At 44.4% G+C, this 20,900-nt stretch carries 17 protein-coding genes; 5 read left to right on the forward strand and 12 right to left on the reverse strand.

The window, feature by feature from the left end; all coding sequences use genetic code 11:
* Positions 1–8 precede the first annotated feature (8 nt).
* The 5 genes from CPIN_RS34070 to trpS form a co-directional block, all read right to left on the reverse strand.
* Positions 9–3,254 (reverse strand): SusC/RagA family TonB-linked outer membrane protein, encoded by a 3,246-nt coding sequence (locus CPIN_RS34070; RefSeq protein WP_012794444.1) that lies wholly within the window; start codon positions 3,252–3,254, stop codon positions 9–11.
* 499 nt (positions 3,255–3,753) lie between these two features.
* On the reverse strand, positions 3,754–5,763 hold the full coding sequence (locus tag CPIN_RS34080; RefSeq protein WP_012794446.1) for a helix-hairpin-helix domain-containing protein: 2,010 nt from the start codon (positions 5,761–5,763) through the stop codon (positions 3,754–3,756).
* Positions 5,764–6,202: 439 nt separating this feature from the next.
* Positions 6,203–7,024 carry a hypothetical protein gene (locus CPIN_RS34085; RefSeq protein WP_012794448.1) on the reverse strand — a complete coding sequence of 274 codons (822 nt, stop codon included), beginning with the start codon at positions 7,022–7,024 and terminating at the stop codon, positions 6,203–6,205.
* 150 nt (positions 7,025–7,174) lie between these two features.
* Positions 7,175–7,810 (reverse strand): deoxynucleoside kinase, encoded by a 636-nt coding sequence (locus tag CPIN_RS34090; RefSeq protein WP_012794449.1) that lies wholly within the window; start codon positions 7,808–7,810, stop codon positions 7,175–7,177.
* A 136-nt stretch (positions 7,811–7,946) separates the two neighbouring features.
* On the reverse strand, positions 7,947–8,951 hold the full coding sequence (gene trpS / locus CPIN_RS34095) for a tryptophan--tRNA ligase (protein WP_012794450.1): 1,005 nt from the start codon (positions 8,949–8,951) through the stop codon (positions 7,947–7,949).
* A 108-nt stretch (positions 8,952–9,059) separates the two neighbouring features.
* Between trpS and gatC the strand changes: the two genes are divergently transcribed.
* From gatC to CPIN_RS34110, 3 genes are all read left to right on the forward strand, one after another.
* Positions 9,060–9,350 carry an Asp-tRNA(Asn)/Glu-tRNA(Gln) amidotransferase subunit GatC gene (gatC, locus tag CPIN_RS34100; protein WP_012794451.1) on the forward strand — a complete coding sequence of 97 codons (291 nt, stop codon included), beginning with the start codon at positions 9,060–9,062 and terminating at the stop codon, positions 9,348–9,350.
* 25 nt (positions 9,351–9,375) lie between these two features.
* Positions 9,376–10,092, forward strand: a complete 717-nt coding sequence (locus CPIN_RS34105; RefSeq protein ID WP_012794452.1) for an ABC transporter ATP-binding protein — start codon at positions 9,376–9,378, stop codon at positions 10,090–10,092.
* Between the two features lie 130 nt (positions 10,093–10,222).
* Positions 10,223–10,786 (forward strand): cob(I)yrinic acid a,c-diamide adenosyltransferase, encoded by a 564-nt coding sequence (locus CPIN_RS34110; RefSeq protein ID WP_012794453.1) that lies wholly within the window; start codon positions 10,223–10,225, stop codon positions 10,784–10,786.
* A gap of 7 nt (positions 10,787–10,793) precedes the next feature.
* Here the strand turns inward: CPIN_RS34110 and CPIN_RS34115 are convergent, their stop codons facing one another.
* Positions 10,794–11,474, reverse strand: a complete 681-nt coding sequence (locus CPIN_RS34115; RefSeq protein WP_012794454.1) for an ABC transporter ATP-binding protein — start codon at positions 11,472–11,474, stop codon at positions 10,794–10,796.
* 100 nt (positions 11,475–11,574) lie between these two features.
* On the opposite strand from CPIN_RS34115, the gene CPIN_RS34120 reads away from it, so the two are divergent.
* Positions 11,575–11,796: a DUF2795 domain-containing protein gene (locus CPIN_RS34120; RefSeq protein WP_012794455.1), complete on the forward strand. Its 222-nt coding sequence runs from the start codon at positions 11,575–11,577 to the stop codon at positions 11,794–11,796.
* A gap of 555 nt (positions 11,797–12,351) precedes the next feature.
* Here CPIN_RS34120 and CPIN_RS34125 read toward each other — a convergent pair.
* The 5 genes from CPIN_RS34125 to CPIN_RS34145 form a co-directional block, all read right to left on the reverse strand.
* Positions 12,352–13,164 (reverse strand): enoyl-ACP reductase FabI, encoded by an 813-nt coding sequence (locus tag CPIN_RS34125; protein ID WP_012794456.1) that lies wholly within the window; start codon positions 13,162–13,164, stop codon positions 12,352–12,354.
* An 81-nt stretch (positions 13,165–13,245) separates the two neighbouring features.
* Complete coding sequence (gene recN, locus CPIN_RS34130; RefSeq protein ID WP_012794457.1) at positions 13,246–14,895, reverse strand: DNA repair protein RecN; 1,650 nt, start codon at positions 14,893–14,895, stop codon at positions 13,246–13,248.
* A gap of 88 nt (positions 14,896–14,983) precedes the next feature.
* On the reverse strand, positions 14,984–16,471 hold the full coding sequence (locus tag CPIN_RS34135) for a tetratricopeptide repeat protein (protein WP_012794458.1): 1,488 nt from the start codon (positions 16,469–16,471) through the stop codon (positions 14,984–14,986).
* Between the two features lie 147 nt (positions 16,472–16,618).
* Positions 16,619–17,371, reverse strand: a complete 753-nt coding sequence (locus CPIN_RS34140) for a zinc ribbon domain-containing protein (protein ID WP_012794459.1) — start codon at positions 17,369–17,371, stop codon at positions 16,619–16,621.
* Between the two features lie 8 nt (positions 17,372–17,379).
* Positions 17,380–18,474, reverse strand: coding sequence for a Nif3-like dinuclear metal center hexameric protein (locus CPIN_RS34145; protein WP_012794460.1), 1,095 nt, complete (start codon positions 18,472–18,474; stop codon positions 17,380–17,382).
* Between the two features lie 44 nt (positions 18,475–18,518).
* Here CPIN_RS34145 and CPIN_RS34150 point away from each other — a divergent pair, with 44 nt between their 5' ends.
* Entirely contained in the window at positions 18,519–20,036 is a 1,518-nt protein-coding gene (locus CPIN_RS34150; RefSeq protein ID WP_012794461.1) for a carboxypeptidase M32, read from the forward strand.
* Here CPIN_RS34150 and CPIN_RS34155 read toward each other — a convergent pair.
* Entirely contained in the window at positions 20,031–20,699 is a 669-nt protein-coding gene (locus tag CPIN_RS34155) for a rhodanese-like domain-containing protein (protein ID WP_012794462.1), read from the reverse strand. The genes CPIN_RS34150 and CPIN_RS34155 overlap by 6 nt on opposite strands.
* Positions 20,700–20,900 lie beyond the last annotated feature (201 nt).

Below are 20,900 nucleotides of genomic sequence, written 5' to 3' on the forward strand. Positions count from 1 at the left end.
CGTTTTTTTTAGAAGCGGAATCTCACGTTAAAACCAAAGTTGCGGTAAGTAGGATAAACACCACTCTGGTAACCCTGGATGTTACCTGCTGCCAGGTTCTCTTCAGGATCAGCATAAGGAACGTTTTTGTGGATAATCCACAGGTTACGTCCCAGCAGGCTGATGTCGATACCTTTAAATGCTTTCAGGCTATTCACCAGGCTTCCTGGCAGAGAGTATGTCAAAGACACCTCACGCAGTTTTACATAACCTGCATCATAGATGAACTCTTTATTTGGATAACCATTCACACCCAGACCACGCGTACCACTCACGCGTACACGCTGTGTATTAGGTTTACCGTCGCTGGTTACACCTTCGAAGATGATACCGCCACCTTGTGCAACATCGTCTCTGATATTTTTACCCTGATCGTTCAGTCTTACGCTTTCTTCGTAGATACCGGTTGACTGTCCGTAAGCCTGGTCAAGGGAGTAGGTATCGCCACCTTTCTTGATATCGATCAGGAAAGACAGTGCCAGACCTTTATAACGAACGGTGTTGGTTACACCACCAATCCATTTTGGCGTGTAGTTACCGATCACTTCATTCGCAGTTGCTGTCGTTTTATAGTAACCTGGCAAAACAGCCTGGCCTTCCTGGTCTTCAACTACACGTTGACCAGTAGCTTTGTCGTAGATGAAATCTTTACCACGGATCACACCATATGCCTGACCAGCAGCGTGACCGATAGTTACGTTGCTCTGCAGGGCGCCTAACTGGATAAAGTCAAGTCCTTCCGGCAGATCCAGTACTTTACTTCTGTTCAAAGACCAGTTTGCGTTCACTGTCCAGGAGAAGTTCTTTATTCTAACCGGTGTTACCCCCAGGCTTACTTCCACACCTCTGTTACGGATAGTACCAGCGTTGATGAACATCTGATCGTAACCGGTAGCTCTTGAGATAGGTAATCTCAGGATCTGGTCAACAGATTTAGATGCATAATAAGTCAGATCCAAAGTCACGATGTTGTCGAATAATGCGAGTTCAACACCTGTTTCGAATGATTTTGTACGCTCTGGTTTCAGGTCCGGATTTCTCTTTGTAGCAGGTACAGAGAAAATTGGCGTGCTACCAAAACCGGTTGGTTTATCATACGGATCGTATAACGCCTGTGCAGGAGCACTGTTACCTACTTCAGCGTAGTTGATACGCGCTTTACCATAATTCAGCCATTTAGCTTTTACTACTTCAGAGAAGGTAAAACCTAATGAAGCCGCCGGGTAGTAGTAGGAGTTGTTATTAGCCGGCAGTGTAGATGATTCATCACGACGACCTGCCAGATCCAGGAATAACATGTTTTTATAACCGATCGTTGCACTTGCAAACAGACCGTTCACCTGCATCAAGCTATCTGCTTCTTCAGGAGCAGTCAGTGGATTTACAGAGTTGGACAGTGAATACAGGTGAGGTACAACCAGGCCACCATTGGTGGAAGCGCGGATGTACTTAGCGTGTGTACGTCTGATGTTACCACCCACTAAACCGGTTAATTTGAAATCTGTGCTTAATTGTTTGTCAACATTCAGCAACAGGTCATAGTTGTTCTCGATGAAAGAACCATCATATCTTGAATATGAAGAAGGGTTTTTACTACCTACGGCATTACGCTCTTCCTGCCACTGATTGTAAGTATCCATGCTTGTTCTGCCTAAAACAGACAACCAGCTGTTGATCTGATAATTCAGTGTAACGTTACCGAAGTAGCGGATACGACCATCCTGTTCGAAGTTTTCGTATCTCATGAAGTAGAAGTTATCAGTATAAGTTGGAACCGGATTGGTAGGGCTTGTCAGGTTCCATGACTTGTTCAGTTTATCTCTGAAGTAGTCGTCTTTCTGATCTTTCATGTCGATGTTCATCTGCCACCACTGACGGAAAGCCTGGTTCACGTTATATTCGTCATAACCGGTACCATAACGGCCTTTACCATCAATTTTAGACATATTCACATTTGCACTCGCAGTTAATCTGTCTGTGAGTTTGTAAGATGCGCCGAAGTTCAACATGTCTTTTACAAGACGAGCGTTCGGGATCATACCGTTTTCAACTGTTTTGGTGTATCCCAGTTTGAAATTTCCTTTATCGTTACCACCGTCAACAGCTACGCTATTGTTGGTAGTCAGTGTATTTTTATAGAAGTAAGATGGATCATGCTCACCAGCTACCCAAGGTCTTGCTTTTTTGTAATAAGGAGATCTTGGATCGAGTGACTGATAGTTGAACACCATCAGGTTTGGATCGAATTTAGCACCGAAAGAAGCATCTTCTTTCATTGGTACTGCCAGGTCACGTGTACCATCACCATCGATATCTGCATACCAGAAATGGCCATCCGGAGACTGGTAAGTATTATCTTCAACATCGTAGTAACCAGCACCGTATTGTTTCTGATATTTAGGGAATGTGCTCTTATCCATTGTACCTACAGTCAAACCGGTATTCACAGTTACGTTCATACCTGATCTGCCTTTTTTGGTAGTGATCATGATCACACCGTTAGCGGCACGTGAACCATACAGCGCAGCTGCAGCAGCACCTTTCAGTACGCTTACAGAAGCTACGTCGTCAGCGTTAATATCGGAAGCAGCATTACCGTAGTCGAAACCACCACGGCCAGTAGTCTGGTCAGGTGTGTTAGCTACTGAGTTATCAACAGGTACGCCATCAATTACGAATAATGCCTGGTTTGAGTTCTGGAATGATTTGTTACCACGCAGTACGATGTTGGTAGAACCACCCATGGTGCTGTTCCTTCTAACTTCCAGACCGGATACTTTACCGGACAGGGAGTTCACAACGTTCGGATCACGTGTTCTGTTCAGTTCTTCTGCCTGAACAGTCTGAGCGGAGTAAGCCAGCTCATTCTTTTTTCTGGTAATACCAAGGGCTGTAACTACAACCTCCTGTAAGTTTTTGTCCTCCTCTTTCAATTGTACGGTAAATGCAGAAGATGCACCTACGGTGTAATCAATTGTTGCATAACCAACGCTTCTGATTACCAATACAGGGTTTGCGCCTGTTACAGATAATTTGAAATTTCCTTGTTGATCTGATGTGGTTCCGCTTGTTGTCCCTTTAATTTGTACTGTTGCGAAAGGTATAGGCGACCCGTCTGCACCGGTGACCTTACCCGTAATCTGACGCTGTTGTGCATACGTCAGGGTTACACTCACCATGAGCATGGTGAAAAAGAGTAACGCTCTTTTCTTCATATACGATTTAGATTTAGTTGACAATAAAAATTTTAACGGGTTCCCTTTTTTCTGCCGATATCAGACACGGCAATATGCAAAAACCTTTTATCAGGATTTAAACCACAGTATGCTTACCAATAAGTTTGTTGTTGAAATTTAAAGTGTTGTTGAATCTTAAAGAACCATCCGGGATGAAGGCGGCAAGACCCTGGATGGTTGTTTGTTGTGAAGCGGAATTTATCCCTCCCATGCTGTTAACGGAAATATTACTATACCGTCGGAAACAGGTTGACATAATTGCATTACTAGCTATAGTAGCACAGGATAAAGAGATTCCGGCCTCTTTCATATTACGATTTAGATTTTGGTTGAGGACCACAATTTAGAGATTTTTTTTTCTCTGCACCAAGAAAAATTTAACCTTTTTTTAAGAGAGAGGAAAATTCACATATGTACACAGATATTTTTCAGACACATATGAAGGAAAATTTAACATTGATATTTGTCTATTTTATCGCTAGAATAAGTATTGAAATTGACATTGCACCACGCTTTTCCTGTTTCCTTTCACCTCATCCCATCCACTTCCGATACTACTCAATTGCCCATATATACTTAATTCATATCTGAACCAGAACGTGAGTCCGGCCGGCAGTTTCCACCTGATACGCACCTGTAACTGATGCCCCTCTCCTGTTAAGCGTGACAACGCATATTCATACAGCATACCTGAAGTAATGGTATATAAACTATTGTTGCTTCCATCCGTCATAAAACGTGTATAACGGATATATAATTGTAAGGAGCGTTTTATCTGATATAGTATTTCATGGAACAATAAAAAGCCCTGTTGTGTGCTTTCTTCTTTTACATAACTACTTAACTCAACCCTGGTCTTCATCGTAAGACCTGCTGTTGTTTGTACATGTGATTGTATCCGCCAGCTTTTCTTTTTCACTGTTACAAGCGGCGGTAAAAAGAAGTTGGCCGCATCATCATTCTCCTGTTTGATCAGATAACTATATCGCACAAAAAGCTCCGTTTGCTTATCAGGTGTATATGTCATAGCCATCAGCAGATCCCGGCCTCTCCCTGGTGCTGCAGCTCTGTATTGCAGCCAGGGGAAAGTAAAATGATCTGCATAGGCATTCAGTTTCACATGTGTACTGAGCTTTAAACTGATACCTGTATATATACCTCTTTCATTGACGGGTTTATAAAATTCTCCCAAGGCGTCTGCATAAAAAGCATGGTATGCTTTGTCGTAATTACGATAGAGTACTACAAGATCTACATTGTTGGCGGCTGTCAACAGTAGTCCGTTTATAAGCGCCGTTTTTCCGTTGTTACTCATAGCTGCTTCTCCGAAAAAATGCATATTCTTCCAGGTGATTTCGTAGTCTGTACTAAAGCCGGTAAGCTGCTTTCCAGTAAATCCAAATAACTGATACGGCGCTTGTCCCTTTTGTATCGGGGCTGATAAATGATGTTGTATAAAATTAAACCCCAGCTTACGGTTATTGTCTTCTATCGTCACATTCCCTCCTAATGTCAATTGTGCAAGCGAGCCCTTTCTGGCGACTTCTGTCAGTGTGCGATGATAACCACTATTCGCAGTAATACTACCGTCCAGTAGACGGCGGGATATAAATGTAGTCCCCTGCCATTTTCCTTTTGCTACAGTGATGCCTGCACCTCTGAAAAAATTATATTCCCCTGCCGAGGCATATGGCTTCAGCAGTTCACTTTCTCTTTTCACCTGCATGACAGTAGCACCTTTACCAAATGCCAGGGACTGCCAGTTCAGTAATCCCTGGCCCATATTCACCGTAAAATCTCCCAATGCCAATGACTTTATCCACTTATACTGTCTTACAAACAAATGCAGACTATAGTAGTCAAATCCCCTCCGCTGCGCGCCTTTAAAAAAAGCTTCACCTGCATCCTTCTCCATCACAGCGCCCCAACTGATATAATGCGTAAGACTGTACCGGTATCGCAACAGTAATTTATCCGGACTACCCATATAATGCGCAGCCGTTGTATCCGTACGCAGATAACCGCTGCTTTTCTCCGGTTGCCGGCCATATCTGCACAACAATGTATGTTCTCCTTTTTTCACATAATCTTTCCAGTTGTAATGCGGTTCCAAATCTCTTCCGACTTCTACATAAGGCAATAATCTGCTGATTAATTGTATATCAAAACCGGGTACTGCCTGTAATTCATATATACTGAGCAGATCACCTAATTGCTGCCGATATCGCAACAATTGCTGTATCTGCATTGGAGACAGTATATGCAATGATTGCAGCACAGAGACACTATTTGTATTCAGGTTAATCTTATGCCGCGTATAAGCCTGTAATTGCTGCCAATGCATATCGTCTTCAGGTACCTGATCAGTGTGCGCTGTATAATCTTCTACCTGACTTTCTTCAGCGGCAGTTAATTCTGAAAGTGTTTGTGAATAAGTGTGGATATGTATTAACAGCGCTGGTAGGAGCACGGCGGTCTTCAATGTCATATTCTGGTGTATTTAACAATGGTGTGGATAAGATGGATAAGTAGTCCCACGGATGCAGATAACAGCACAAATATTAGTACATACATATTCTGCTTAACTTTCCTAAACAACAATTAATTCTGAAAGTATTGTGCATAAGTAATGGATAGGATTAACAGTACCGGTATGAGCACTGCAATCTTCAATGTCTTATTTGGTATATTTAACAATGGTGTGGACAAGATGGATAAGCAGTCTCATTGATACAGATAACAACACAACTATAATAACCAATTAATATGATGCCAACAACATACACACATTGTCAGCATCATATTGACTAATACTCAAAACACACAGCGCTATCAACAGCCTCCTTATGAAACTGCAATTCCCCACAGGCATCTGCTCAAACATTACTGCATTGTGACGAACCTGTTAACCATAATAAACTAAATGATTACCTGATGTCCTTCTTAAATGCCCAGACAACAGCCGCCGAAGGCGTTATCCCCAATTGCGGATGATAATTGGCAGAAAGCAATACAAACAATTGCTGCAATGTAAATCCTACTGCTGCTGTATTCAATTGCGGATCTGTACATATACCCAGTTGCAATGACAGTGTTTTAATGATGCGATATTCACACATCACTTTAGTCAACAGCGCTGTCGCTGTTTCTTTCACCACTGCTGCACTCAACACAAATGCCGCTGAAATTTCATATCCTATACCTGCACTATAGATCGCGGGTATTGCTTCCTTATCCAGGCGTCGTAAGGGACTGCCTGTCGGATTAAAGATATGCACACCTACATGTAACGCCGGTGTGAGATGGATCAGGCAACCGAGTTCTCCTACAAGAGTACCTGTATTAAAATACCCGGGTATTTTTTTCGAGAGATAGTCCATTTGTATGCCTATACTACAACGTTCTCCCAGCTTCCTGCCATAGGCAAATCCGACAGACTGCTGACGAAAACCGGAGAACCCGCTTTGTGCAAGATGCAGCCCGAATCCGCCCTTATTGACCGGCAATGCGATCATGACATGATGCTGCTGAATTGCTGACAACATAAAGCGTCTTTCTGTGCGTACACCTGCTGTCACAACAGGGATATACGCCAACGCAGCCTGATTTTGTAATGTTGTTAAAAGCTGCTGATAATTACGGCTGTAAGCGCCGGCTAAAGGCTGTTTATCGACGGACAGCCAGACTAACTGTGCACAGATAACAGCGTAGCACAATGTGCAAACAATGGTAGCAATGATCTTTTTCATTTGCATTTAATGGTAGTGGATTAGTTGGTTTTTCAAAAAAAAGTCGTGGTACTGAAGGTCAACATGCTAACAAACAAAAATCTCCCCACTTGCGTGAGGAGACAATATTAGGAAAATAAATCTTTACTAAAAAAAATCAGATCAGATTGATCAGAACAATCCGTGTAACTGTGAATCTATTTTTGAAATGATCTCACCAAGATCTTCTTCGCTTTCAGGGAATTTATTCTTGTCGATATCGATGATCAGTAAAGGACCTTCTGCGTATTTTTCAATCCAGTTATTGTAAAATTCATTCAGTCTTTTCAGATAATCGAGACGGATATTTTCTTCATATTCCCTGCCTCTTTTCTGTATCTGTGCTACCAGTGTCGGTACGGATGCACGCAGATAGATCAGCAGGTCCGGCGGTTTTACCATTGACTTTACTGTTTCGAAGAAACTGAAGTAGTTGTCAAAATCGCGCTTTGTCATCAGGCCCATTTCATACAGGTTCGGCGCAAAGATGTGCGCATCTTCGTATATGGTACGGTCCTGTATCACGATCTGATTGCCTTTCTCTATATCCAGCAATTGTCTCAGACGACCGTGCAGGAAGTAAATCTGCAGATTGAATGACCAGCGGGGCATATCCTCGTAAAAGTCATTCAGATAAGGATTATGTTCAACATCTTCGAACTGGGGAGCCCATTTATAGTGTCGTGCAAGCAGTTCAGTAAGTGTGGTTTTTCCTGCGCCAATATTACCGGCGATAGCTATATGTTTGATCTTGTTTTGTTTTGTCATGATGAATCAGGGGTCACTAATCATTTCGTTTGCAGCCTGTTAGTGGCAACAAGCGATCAGTTGACGATCTAAAATTTACAAATTATTTGATTATCAATTGAAAAAACTTGCTGCCGCTAAAGGAAACAAAGTCTTATTAATAGTAGTGAATGCCTATGAGTTTTCTCGCTTGTTGCAAAGTCTGTGCCGCACTTTCCCTTGCTTTTTCCGCACCTTCTTTCATGATACGGTTCAGGTAAGTCTGGTCATGCTGCAATGCGAGTGCTTTTTCCCTGATAGGTGCAATGAAATTGACCATATCATCACCCAGTTGCTTTTTCATATCACCATAACGGATAGATTGGTTCTCGTACGTATCCCTGAAATGTTTGATCACCTCAGGAGTAGATACCTGCTCCATCAACAGGAACAGATTTGAAATACTATCTGACATGGGAGCACCTGGTTCTGCCGGACCACTGTCTGTTTTCGCCTTACTTAATTTCTTACGGATTAACTCGTCGCTGTCTGACAGGTAGAGGGTCGCCATCTGGTTCTCACTCTTACTCATTTTCCCTTCGCCATCAAGACTTGGTATTTTCACCAGGTTATCCCCGAAATTGAATGCTACCGGCTCCGGGAACAACTCGCCGTAACGGCTGTTAAAACGCTGTGCGTAATGACAGGCCATTTCCAGGTGCTGTTCCTGGTCTTTACCTACCGGTACTTTTACCGCACGGTGGATCAGGATATCTGCACTCATGAGTACAGGATAAGTCAGCAGGCCCGCGTTCACGTTCTCCGGTTGCAGACGTACTTTATCTTTAAAAGTAGGTACTCTTTCAAGCTCTCCCTTGTATGCCAGCATATTCAGCAACAAGTACAGTTCAGCGATCTCCGGTATGTCGCTCTGTACATACAGAGCCACTTTTTCAGGATCAAGACCAGAAGCAATATTTTCTGCCAGCACCCGAAATACGTTGGAGCGCAGGTCTTTAGGATCAGGATGTGTCGTGAGAGAATGCCAGTCAGCTACAAAAAAATAACAGTTAAAAGTTTCCTGCATCCTGATGTAGTTACGGATAGCTCCGAAATAATTGCCTAGATGTAAATAACCGGTAGAGCGGATTCCGCTTACCACTATTTCTTTTGATGTAGCCATAATGGGGTGCAAAATAAGGAATTTGCCAATTATGGACTATCGACTATTTAAGGTAACTTTAACGCGGACCGTGTCCGATAATTATTATTTTTTCATTTAATTTGATTTATGGAAGTGAATGAGATGCTGGTACAGCAACTGGCAGACCTTGCAAGGCTTGAGTTTAGCGAACAGGAAAAGACTGAAATTAAAGGAGATCTGCAACGTATGATCACCTTCGTAGAAAAACTGAACGAGCTGGATACCACTAACGTAAAACCATTATTACACATGACAGCAGACAGGAATGTGCTGAGAGAAGACGTGGTAGTTCCTTCCATAACCCGGGAAGAAGGCTTACAGAATGCGCCTGCTGCGAACGATCAGTACTTCAAAGTACCGAAAGTTATCAAGAAGTAGAATCAACTTTCAACGCTATAAATCTATGCACCCAAGTTCCGTCATCCATTTAGAACACATCCGTAAGAGCTATTTCATTGGAAAAAATGAACTGCCTGTACTGAAAGGAATCAATCTGGACATTTTAAAAAATGAGTACGTAGCGCTGATGGGACCTTCCGGTTCCGGCAAATCCACGCTGATGAATATGCTCGGCTGTCTTGACAGTCCGACCAGCGGAAAATATGTACTGAGTGGCCATGATGTGAGCCAGATGGAAGACGATGCGCTGGCAAGGGTGCGTAATAAAGAAATCGGCTTTGTATTTCAGCAGTTTAACCTGATGCCGCGTCTCAGCGCATTAGAAAATGTGGCAGTACCGCTGATCTATGCCGGTATTAACAAAAAAGACCGGGAAGACAAAGCCCGCTTTATGCTGGAAAAAGTGGGTCTCGGACAGCGTTACAAGCACAGACCCAATGAGTTATCCGGAGGTCAGTGTCAGCGTGTCGCGATCGCCCGCGCCCTGGTAAATGATCCCTCCCTGATACTCGCCGATGAACCCACAGGTAACCTCGATACCAAAACTTCCATAGAAATCATGGATATCTTCGGTAGTATCCACGCCTCCGGTAATACGGTCGTGCTGGTCACCCACGAAGAAGATATCGCCGCTCATGCCCGCCGTGTGGTACGTCTGCGTGACGGATTAATAGAATCTGACAGACTGAACGCGGAAATCCTCGCAGAAGCAGTGAAATAAAAAATTAGGAATTAGGAATTAAGAATTAGGAATTTCCTGGGCTAATTGCCGGCATTGCGTATTAATGTCTCCTGATGGCTAACTAATTGCTAATTCCTAATTGCTAATTCCTAATTATCAATTCCTTCTCATGGCTTTCAAGATCTACACCAAAACAGGTGACAAGGGCAAAACAGCCCTGATCGGTGGCACCAAAGTTCCTAAAAGCGACCTTCGTATCGATGCCTACGGCACCGTAGACGAGCTCAATTCATATATCGGACTGGTCAGTGACTACCTGACAGCTTATCCTGACACGATCAGCCTGTTACGGGAAATACAGGACCGCCTGTTTACCATTGGCGCTTCGCTGGCCTGTGATCCTGACAAGGATACCAAAATGCGGATCCCTGACCTGCACGCCGGGGATATTACTTTGCTGGAAGATAGTATTGACAAAATGAACGAAGTATTGCCGGAAATGAAGTCATTCATTATTCCCGGCGGCCACGTAGCTATATCTACCTGCCATGTGGCCCGTTGTGTATGCAGAAGAGCAGAACGTCTCTGTGTGGGATTGCAGGAACAGCAGCAGTTCATTGAACCGCTGGTGCTGCAATATATCAACCGTTTGAGCGATTATCTCTTTGTATTGGCCCGTTGGGTAGGTCACACTTTCCAGGTGGCAGAAATACCCTGGAAACCCCGGGTCTGAGCGGGATCTATTTTTGTGTTGCAGATGCCAGGATCTCCCCCACTATTCCTCCGTCTTTCATGACCAATTGTCTGTCGCTCATAGGCGCCAGTTCTTCGTTATGTGTCACAATGATGAAGGTTTGCTGGAATTTATCCCGCAGTTCTATAAACAGCTGATGCAATTCCCGGGCATTTTTTGAGTCCAGGTTACCGGTAGGTTCATCCGCCATGACAATGTCCGGCTGATTGATCAGTGCACGGGCGACAGCCACACGCTGCTGCTCTCCTCCTGACAACTGATTAGGCTTATGCTCCAGTCTCCCTGACAATCCCAGCGTTTCCAGCAGATAAGCGGCTCTTTCCCTGACAGCTGCTTTCCGGGTGCCGGCAATGTAAGCGGGTATAGATACGTTTTCCAGGGCCGTAAACTCCGGTAAAAGGTGATGAAACTGGAAAATGAAGCCAATATGCCTATTCCTGAAATCAGCCAGTGCATTCCCCTTTAAAAGGCTAAGATTGGTATCATTCAGCCATACTTCTCCTGAAGTCGGCGTATCCAGCGTACCCAGAATATGCAGCAGGGTACTTTTTCCGGCGCCGGAAGAGCCTACGATCGTAACGATTTCTCCTTTCGATACGGAAACACTTACACCTTTCAGCACGTGTAAGTTGGAATAATTTTTGGTAAGATTGCGTGCGGTTAGCATACTCAAAGAAAAGTAAAATAACCTTTAAAATAGTAATAGTTGTTTATTTCAAATTAAATAATACTTTTGCGAAAATTCAGAAAGTAAAAATTTCGATAACATGTACTGGACCTTAGAATTAGCTTCATACCTGGAGGATGCTCCATGGCCAGCTACGAAAGACGAATTGATAGATTACGCCATCCGCTCCGGTGCACCGATTGAAGTGATTGAGAACTTGCAGGAACTGGAAGACGAAGGGGAAATTTATGAAGGCATAGAGGATATATGGTCAGATTATCCGTCGCAAGACGACTTTTTCTTCAATGAAGATGAGTATTAGACGGAACATTTTCCATTATTGTTGCCTCAGCAATTCGCCTATGCTTAAAAAACTTAGCCGTTCCTTCTAATCAAGGGGAGCGGCTTTTTTGTACCCCGGTCAGCAAACCAACCCTGACCGGCGGGTATTGAGCCGGGTAAACCGGCGTAATTTCAGATGCCTATACTTAAAAAGAATAGCCTGGTCTGATAAGGGGATGCTTTGCCCCTGTCCGTTCCGACCCCATTTATCATCTTTCCCTGTTTCCGGCCGATGTCCGGTCATGCTTTCTTATTGACTTTAATGGTGATTAGACTGTTTCATACGCCGTTTAGATAATGCTTATCCTACGTTAATCTTACGTTCCTGAACGTAGGATTAACGTAGGATAAGCATTATCTAAACGGCATCTGTATGGCTCAGGAAGGAATCATTGTCTTTCTGACAGGCTAGGTTCCTGATCACCTAATTTACGAATTATCCTTCGGATAGAGATTCAGTATCACCCATAAAAAAACGCCGTAAAAAAGGCTTATTTCATCCCTTTTTACGACGTTTAATATGTTTATACGACGATTATTTTTCCATCTGCTCAATGATTGCAGCAGAAACACCGGTAAATGAGAAACCGCCATCATGGAACAGGTTCTGCATCGTTACCATTTTGGTCATGTCAGAGAACATTACCACACAGTAATCAGCGCACTGTTGTGCGGTAGCATTACCCAGCGGGCTGATTTTCTCAGCATATTCCATGAAACCATCAAAACCTTTCACACCACCACCTGCAGTAGTTTTGGTAGGAGACTGTGAGATAGTGTTTACACGTACTTTCTTCTTCATACCATAGTGGTAACCGAAGCTACGTGCTACTGATTCCAGCATAGATTTAGCATCTGCCATTTCGCTGTAGTCAGGGAATACTCTCTGTGCAGCGATGTAGCTCAGCGCTACTACTGAGGCCCAGTCATTCAGTGCATCCAGCTGATATGCAGTCTGCAACACACGGTGCAGGGACATAGCGGAGATATCGAATGTTTTATGAGAGAAGTCATAATCCAGGTCGGTGTAAGATCTGCCCTTACGCATGTTGATACTCATACCCACAGAGTGCAGTACGAAATCAATTTTGCCGCCAAAATGCTCCATGGATTTAGTGAAAAGGTTTTTCAGATCATCCATATTGGTAACATCAGCGGGTATAACAGGAGCATTACACTGTTCAGCCAGTTTGTTGATCTCTCCCATGCGTAACGCTATAGGAGCATTGGTAAGCACTACTTCGGCGCCTTCTTCCACACAACGTAATGCTGTGCTCCAAGCCATAGACTTCTCGTCCAATGCACCAAATATGATACCTTTCTTTCCTTTTAATAAGTTATGAGCCATTGGGTTCAATAATTAATTTCGGCAAAAATAGCTGTTATAGTTGAAAAAAAAAGATTAATTGAAAAGCAGTCAGCGGATTAGCTATTTTACCAACTCCCTTGCATTCTCAAGTGCCGCGGCTGTTGGTTTTTCTCCACTCAGCATCTGGGCGATCTTATTAATACGTTCTTCCCTTGTCAGCAGGCGTACGTTCGTGGTGATCTTACCGTCACGTGCGTCTTTAAACACAAAATAATGTGCATCTGCTTTACCTGCGATCTGTGGCTGGTGTGTGATACAGATGATCTGGTGACCACGGGCCATATCTTCCATGATAAAGCTGACCTGTCTGGCTGCTTCTCCGGAGATACCTGTATCGATTTCATCAAAGATCAGTGTTGGTAACGCCACAGAGCGTGCTACCAGCGACTTGATACAGAGCATCAACCGGCTTAACTCACCACCGGAAGCCACTTTCCTGATAGGCGCAAACTGTCCGCTCTTATTGGCGTCAAACAGGAATTCTATGATATCCTGTCCGTAAGGATTCAGTGCACCCTGTGTGATCGCGGCTTTCAGACGGGCATTCGGCATACCTACCTGTGCCAGCAGTGCATTCACTTTCTTTTCAAATGGTTCAGCTACTTTCAGACGTGCAGCCGTAATCGTTTCGGCCAGTTTTTGCAGGGCGGCCTGAAGAGTTGCAATTTCTGCTTCCAGTCCGGCCAGCTTTTCATCCAGGTTCAGTACCCCTTCAACACTTTGGGTGAGCTTTTCCTGGATGACCAGTAACTCCGCAGTGTTTTGCACACCGTGTTTTTTCAACAGCTTATACCCTAATGACACACGTTCATTCACCTGTTCTATACGGGCGCCATCAAACTGTACCTGGTCATTCATATGACCTATTTCTGAGGAAATATCCTGGAGATCTACATATACAGACTGTAATCGCTGGGCGACCGCAGGCGCCTCTTTATGATAAGATGCCAGGGCCTGTACGGAAGACTGGATCTGCTTCAGCTGTTGTAAAATAGGCTGTTCATCTTCATTCAGCTGAAAATAAACACGACTGAGTGTATTACGGATTTCCTCTGCATGACTCAGCACTTTCAGTTCTGCATCCAGATCTTCAATCTCATTGGGTGCAAAAGAAGCGTCGCTCAGTTCATCCAGCAGGAATTTGTTGTAATCGAGTTCTTTGTTAGCATTGTCACGCTGGTCCTGCAACTGCTTCAGCTGGCGTTGTATCTGCGCATAGCGCTGGTATTGCTGCTGGTATTGCTGCATTACTGCCGGTTGATTGACCAGGGCATCCATGACCTCCCGCTGAAAATCGGACTTTTCCAGTTCCAGGGTGTCAAACTGCTGATGCAGGTCCACCAGGTACTGGCTTAATTCCGTCAGCTGGCCCAGATTGACAGGCGTATCATTGACAAATGCACGGGATTTACCAGCTGCGCTGATCTCTCTGCGGATGATCAGCAGGTCTTCCATATCAAGCTCGTGCTCATGGAAAAAAGCAGCCACCTGGGATTTCCTGACTTTGAAAACCCCTTCAATCACGCATTTTGATCCCTTATCCAGTAGCATTCCCGGATCAGCCCTCTCTCCCAGTATTAATGACAATGCCCCCAGTACAATAGATTTACCGGCGCCTGTTTCCCCTGTAATAACATTCAGGTTGCCGGAGAAATCTACTTCCAGGTGATCAATGATCGCGTAGTTCTTGATAGTTAATTTCTGTAGCATAAGGAGTATTGGAAATACGAATATATCACATTGGATTATTCCGCAAATTAATACTTGTACTACGAAGTGTATCTGCGTAGTGACGGCCTCAACCGCCGTTCATTCGTTGTATCCCGGCTTTGGCCCGTTGATCGAGTGAGTTTTTATAGTCGTGCCCTTTCATATCCAGACAGGCCTGGTAACATTGCCGCGCCTTATTCTTGTCATTGCGCTTTTCATAAATATATCCCATTTGCAGGGAAGCCCTTGCGGCAAAATGTTCCGTTCTGTTGGCGCCCGCCTTCACTGTCGCCTCATACATCGTAATCGCATTATCATCCTGGCCCATTTCATCATAAATACGGCCCAGACGGTAAGCATATTCCAGCTTTTCTTCCATCACAGGAAAATCAGCCGCTTTTTTTGTTTGTAACAGTTTCAGCGCTTCCGGGAAGAAACCACCATCACTCAGCAAACGGGCTTTGAGTAAAAGCTGATTAGGCCATCTGCCATTCTTTGCATCTTTCAACGCCTGTTTATCAGCATCTGTTTCAGTATTACCTCTCGTCAGGATCAGGCTACGGTATTTATTGGCCGCATCCATATTCCCCCTTAAATAATAATACCAGCTCAGACGCTGTAATCCTTCCTTAAGGTAGAATTTCCCTTTGAACCGGTCTATAAATTTTTGCAGATAGACATTCGCATCTTCATCCTGCCGGCACAGTTTCAGTTGCCCCAGTACATAATATACATATGGGATCTCTTCATACTGCGCATTATCATTCCGCTCTGTCAACACCTTGATACCCAATGAAGCCTTCTGATTATTCATCGCAATATTGGCCACCATCAGGGCGAAAAGATAGTTATTTTTTGTATCCAGCTGGTGTTTCTGGAGAAATGCCCAGACATCTTCAGGCTTGTTTTCCACAAACAATTTCAGGTAACAGTAATAATAACAGGCCTCTTCCTTGAACAGGCGGGCTACTTCCGTATTACTGTCAATCACCTGCTGCACCATCTGCATACCATCTCTTATCGTACCTTTCATTCCCAGGGTATTGGACAGCCAGCGATACCCTTCAGGAATGGTCCCGAATACGGTCTGCATAGAGCCCAGCAACATATTATTAGGTAAAAACTGCGGAAACTTCTTCTGATTCTCTTTCAATAACTGGTAGGCTTTCCTGATTTCCCATACCGCATCCCAGCGTTCGTTAAATTTCAGTCTCACCATTCCCCACTGGAAACGGATGGCTGCCTGGGTATACAGATAGTAAGGTGAATTGGTCGGCCCTTCTTCCATCCACGCCACACGGTCGGCTTTCAATGATTTCTTCCGGGCATACTCCGCCGGATCTTCATTAAAGAAGAGGGTAAAAAAGTCAGCATAATTTTCCAGGAAATAAGGAATGAGGTTATCAGGATTGGCTTTCTTTTCTTCTGCCAGCAGGGCTGCTCCGGCATCGAGCCGCAATTGCATGATCGCATCGTAGGCCTGCTGACAACGGGTGTTAAAGTCATAGACCTTCTGACGCCCTGATACAGAAATAGTAATATTCAATAATAACCCCAGCAGGAATAATATGCGCATGGACAAAAATATATCTGATTAATAACTCCGGGCCTATCTACCAAATTCCAAACCAAATTTTCAATTTCCGCCTGCCGGAATGTAAAAGTCCCGGCATAGGAGCCGGGACTTTTACACTATTAAAATAAGTTAGTTTACAAAGCGCTATCAGATAGTCACTGTAGCATCCAGGTCATTATCAACCAGGATACGACCGCAATGTTCACACACGATGATCTTTTTACGCTGACGGATTTCCGCCTGACGTTGAGGAGGGATCGCATTAAAGCAACCACCACAGGAGTCACGGGAGATTGTTACTACAGCAAGACCGTTACGGTAGTTGGTACGGATCTTTTCATAAGCGCCCAGCAGACGTGCTTCTACTTTAGTACGTGCTTCATCGCTCTGCTTACGGAAAGCTTTCTCTTCTTTTTCAGTTTCACCGATGATCTTTTCCAGTTCACCTTTCTTGTGCTTCAGGTTAGATTCTTTATCTGCAATCTGTTTCTTAGCACCTTCCAGGACACGGCTCTTATCCTTTACCTCTTCGTTCGCGTCTTTAATATGTTTCTCTGCCAGTTTGATCTCCAGAGACTGCATTTCAATCTCTTTTGTGATGGCTTCGAATTCACGATTATTCTTAACGTTATCCTGCTGCTTCTCGTATTTCTTCATCAGGGCCTCTGAGTCTTTGATTGCCGTTTTCTTATTGGCAATAAAGTCCTGGATACCACGGATTTCATCCTCTACGTGAGCCAGACGGGTGTTCAGACCCTCTATCTCATCTTCAAGATCCTTTACTTCCATCGGCAACTCTCCCTTCAACACCTGGATTTCATCCAGTCTGGAGTCCATCTTCTGTAGCCTAAGCACAGACGCCAATTTTTCTTCTACGGAGTATTCTTTTACAGTAGCCATGTATGTTTTTATAAGTAATTTACCGGATTTGTACGAATTGTAGATTTAAGAGGCGCAAAATTAGGGAATTTTTCAGTCAATATATGATAAAATAATTCAACCGTAAACTGCTCACTCTCGAAATGTCCTACATCCGCTATAACAATTTGATTTTCAGCATCAAAAAACTCATGATATTTGAAATCAGCAGAAATATAGGCATCTGCCCCTGCCGAAATCGCCCTTTTTAACAGGAAACTGCCCGCTCCTCCGCACAATGCCACTTTCTTCACCGGACGACCTCTCAGGGGCGTATATCTCACACAACCTGTATTGAACTGCTGCTTTACCCAGCGCAGGAAGGTTTCTTCCTCCATGGGCGCTTTCAGTTCCCCGATCAGTCCCGAACCCACTTCTGCATATGCATTCTCCAGTTTCACAATATCATAAGCCACCTCTTCATATGGATGGCTTCCCAACAGGGCTTTTACCACCGCATTCTCCAAATATACGGGAAAAATCACCTCCACCTTTGTTTCCGGCTCCATATGACGCTGCCCGATCTCGCCTACGTGCGGATTAGTACCTGCTCCTGCTTTAAACGTACCGGTTCCTTCCACATTATAGCTGCACTCATTATAAGCGCCAATATGTCCGGCTCCGGCAGCAAAAAGGGCAGCTCTTACCTTCTCCGCAGCTGCCTGGGGCACAAAGGTATACAGTTTTCGCAGCAGCTCCCGCTTAGGGGACAGCACACTGCATTGCTGTAAATCCAATCGCTGCGCCATCATATTGCAAACACCGTTCCGCACATTATCCAGGTTGGTATGAGCTGCATAAATGGCAATATCGTTCTTGATAGCCTTGATAGCCACCCGCTCTACATAATTGTTTCCATTGATCTTTTTTAGTCCGCCGAATACGATCGGATGATGCGCCACCACGAGGTTACACTTCTTTTCGATGGCTTCGTCGATAACGGCTTCCGTAGCATCCAGCGTCAGTAATACGCCTGTCAGTTCCCAGTCGGCACTGCCGAACAGCAATCCTGCATTGTCATAACTTTCCTGGTATTGTAATGGTGCAAATGCCGCTATGGCATTGGTAATATCCCTGATCTTCATAATTGAGCGGTAATTTACCCCTACTTTTGCACAAAATCAACAGCATGGCACAGACTACCTCTTCTGCAGCAAAACGATATGAAACCTACAAAGGTAAGATGCAGCAGATCGCAGACATCCGTAATGCGATCGCCGTACTCAGCTGGGACCAGGAAACCTATCTCCCGGAGAAAGGGGCTGCGTTCCGCGGACAACAGATGACGACGCTCAGCACCATCGCACATGAGCTCTTTACTGCTGCCGACCTGGGAACACTGCTGGAATCGCTGGACAATGACAGGCAAACCCTTGATACTGTCGCTGCCAAAAACATTACCCTCTCCTTAGAGGACTATCGTAAAAACGCAAAATACCCGGCCAGCTTCGTGGCGGAAATATCAAAAACCACCAACGAATGCTATCATGCATGGATCAATGCCAGGAAAGAAGGCAACTATGCCGTATTCGAACCCGTATTGGCAAAAATGGTGGAACTGAAAAAGCAGGAAGCCGATATACTGGGCTATGAAGTTCATCCTTACAATGCCCTCCTGAACGAATATGAAAAAGGCGCCAACACCACTATGCTGGATACCATCTTCAATGATGTAAAAATAGCGCTGACGCCCCTGCTGCGTAATATTGAACAAAAACCACAGGTACAGAGAGACTTCCTCTACCTCCGCTATGAACGCAACCGCCAGTGGGAATTCGGCATTCAGCTGCTGAAAGCCATGGGCTATGATATGAATGCCGGCCGGCAGGATGTATCAGAACACCCTTTTACCACGAGCTTTAGTCCGCAGGATGTAAGGGTCACCACCCGCATCGACGAAAATGATTTCAGCAACATGACCTGGAGCTGTATTCATGAAGGCGGACACGCATTATACGAACAGGGACTGGACCCGGAGGCTTACGGACTTCCATCCGGTGAAGCAACCAGCCTGGGTATCCATGAATCACAATCCAGGTTATGGGAGAATAACGTAGGCCGTAGCATTGCCTTCTGGACACATCATTATCCACAGTTACAGCAGGTATTCCCGGAAAACCTGGGTAATGTGAGCCTGAGAGACTTTTACAAAGCCATTAACCTGGTACAGCCTTCACTGATCCGCACGGAAGCAGATGAACTGACTTATCATTTTCATGTAATGGTGAGATATGAAATTGAGAAAGGCTTACTGGACGGGACTTATAAAACATCCGAACTCCGGGAGGTGTGGAATCACTATTATAAAGAATTCCTGCACGTAAGCGTACCCAATGATACGCAGGGTGTATTACAGGATATACACTGGTCGCACGGCAGCTTCGGTTATTTCCCCACCTATTCCCTGGGTAGCTTCTATGCAGCACAATTCTTTGCCGCTGCACAAGCACAGTTACCTGACCTGGACGGACAGATTGCCAAAGGCGAATACAATGCATTGCTGACATGGTTACGCCAACAGGTACACCGCCATGGCCGTAGCTTTACCTCTAATGAACTCTGTGAGAAAATAACCGGACAACCCCTGAACTTCAAATATTTTCTGGACTATGCGACACAAAAATTCGGCGATATCTACGGACTATAACTGTTCGTAAACGCCCTGTTTGCGCCACACTTCCCTGCCATCTTTATACAAAATGAAGGTAGGCAGGGAAGTCACCTTTATAGACTGCATAACATCCTGGTCACGGCCACCATCCACTTTCAGCAGACGTACTGTTTTATGCTCAGACAGATACGCTTCCAGCACAGGAGCCATCTTACGGCATGGAGGACACCACTCAGCCCCTACATCTACCAGCACTTCTCCTTTACCAATATCCGCACGGAATGCATCCACCTCCATCTGTTTCACATCGGCCGTACCTTCTACCGGCTCACCTGCCTGTTTCCAGGCATTGATACCACCCTCAAGTTCGATTACCTTTTTAAAACCGTTCCCGCGCATCCAGCTGGCAGCTTTCGCACTACGTCCGCCACTCAGGCAATAGATATAAACCGTTTTGTCTTTGTCCAGGTACTTTACTCTTTCCATAAACTCCTCCTTCTTTGTGTAATCCGCCTGTAAAGCATTGGACAGGTGTCCTGTATTGTACTCACCAGCAGTACGTACATCAAAAACCTGCACATTCCCATTCCGGATAGAGTCGTTAAAAACTACTGCATTTACCTCCTGCGCATTTACCCTGTTTGAAACGGAAAACAGTATGCTTCCGAACAGTAAGTATATATAATACTTATAAATCATACTTTTGTTTTATATTGTTGAGCTTTTATTTTCGTAAGTCTTTCATTTTCAGCTTAAGCTGGAATAAAATTTGTGAGATGCAGGGACAGCCCCCCGACCTTTTGTGCAAAGACTACGTTTGAGCTACGGACAACCAATATTAACACATAATTATTTTTTTATACTTTTTTCCTTTTTTTCAACCTGAGCCTGGTCGTTATG

The sequence above is a fragment of the Chitinophaga pinensis DSM 2588 genome, assembly GCF_000024005.1.
Classification (GTDB): domain Bacteria; phylum Bacteroidota; class Bacteroidia; order Chitinophagales; family Chitinophagaceae; genus Chitinophaga; species Chitinophaga pinensis.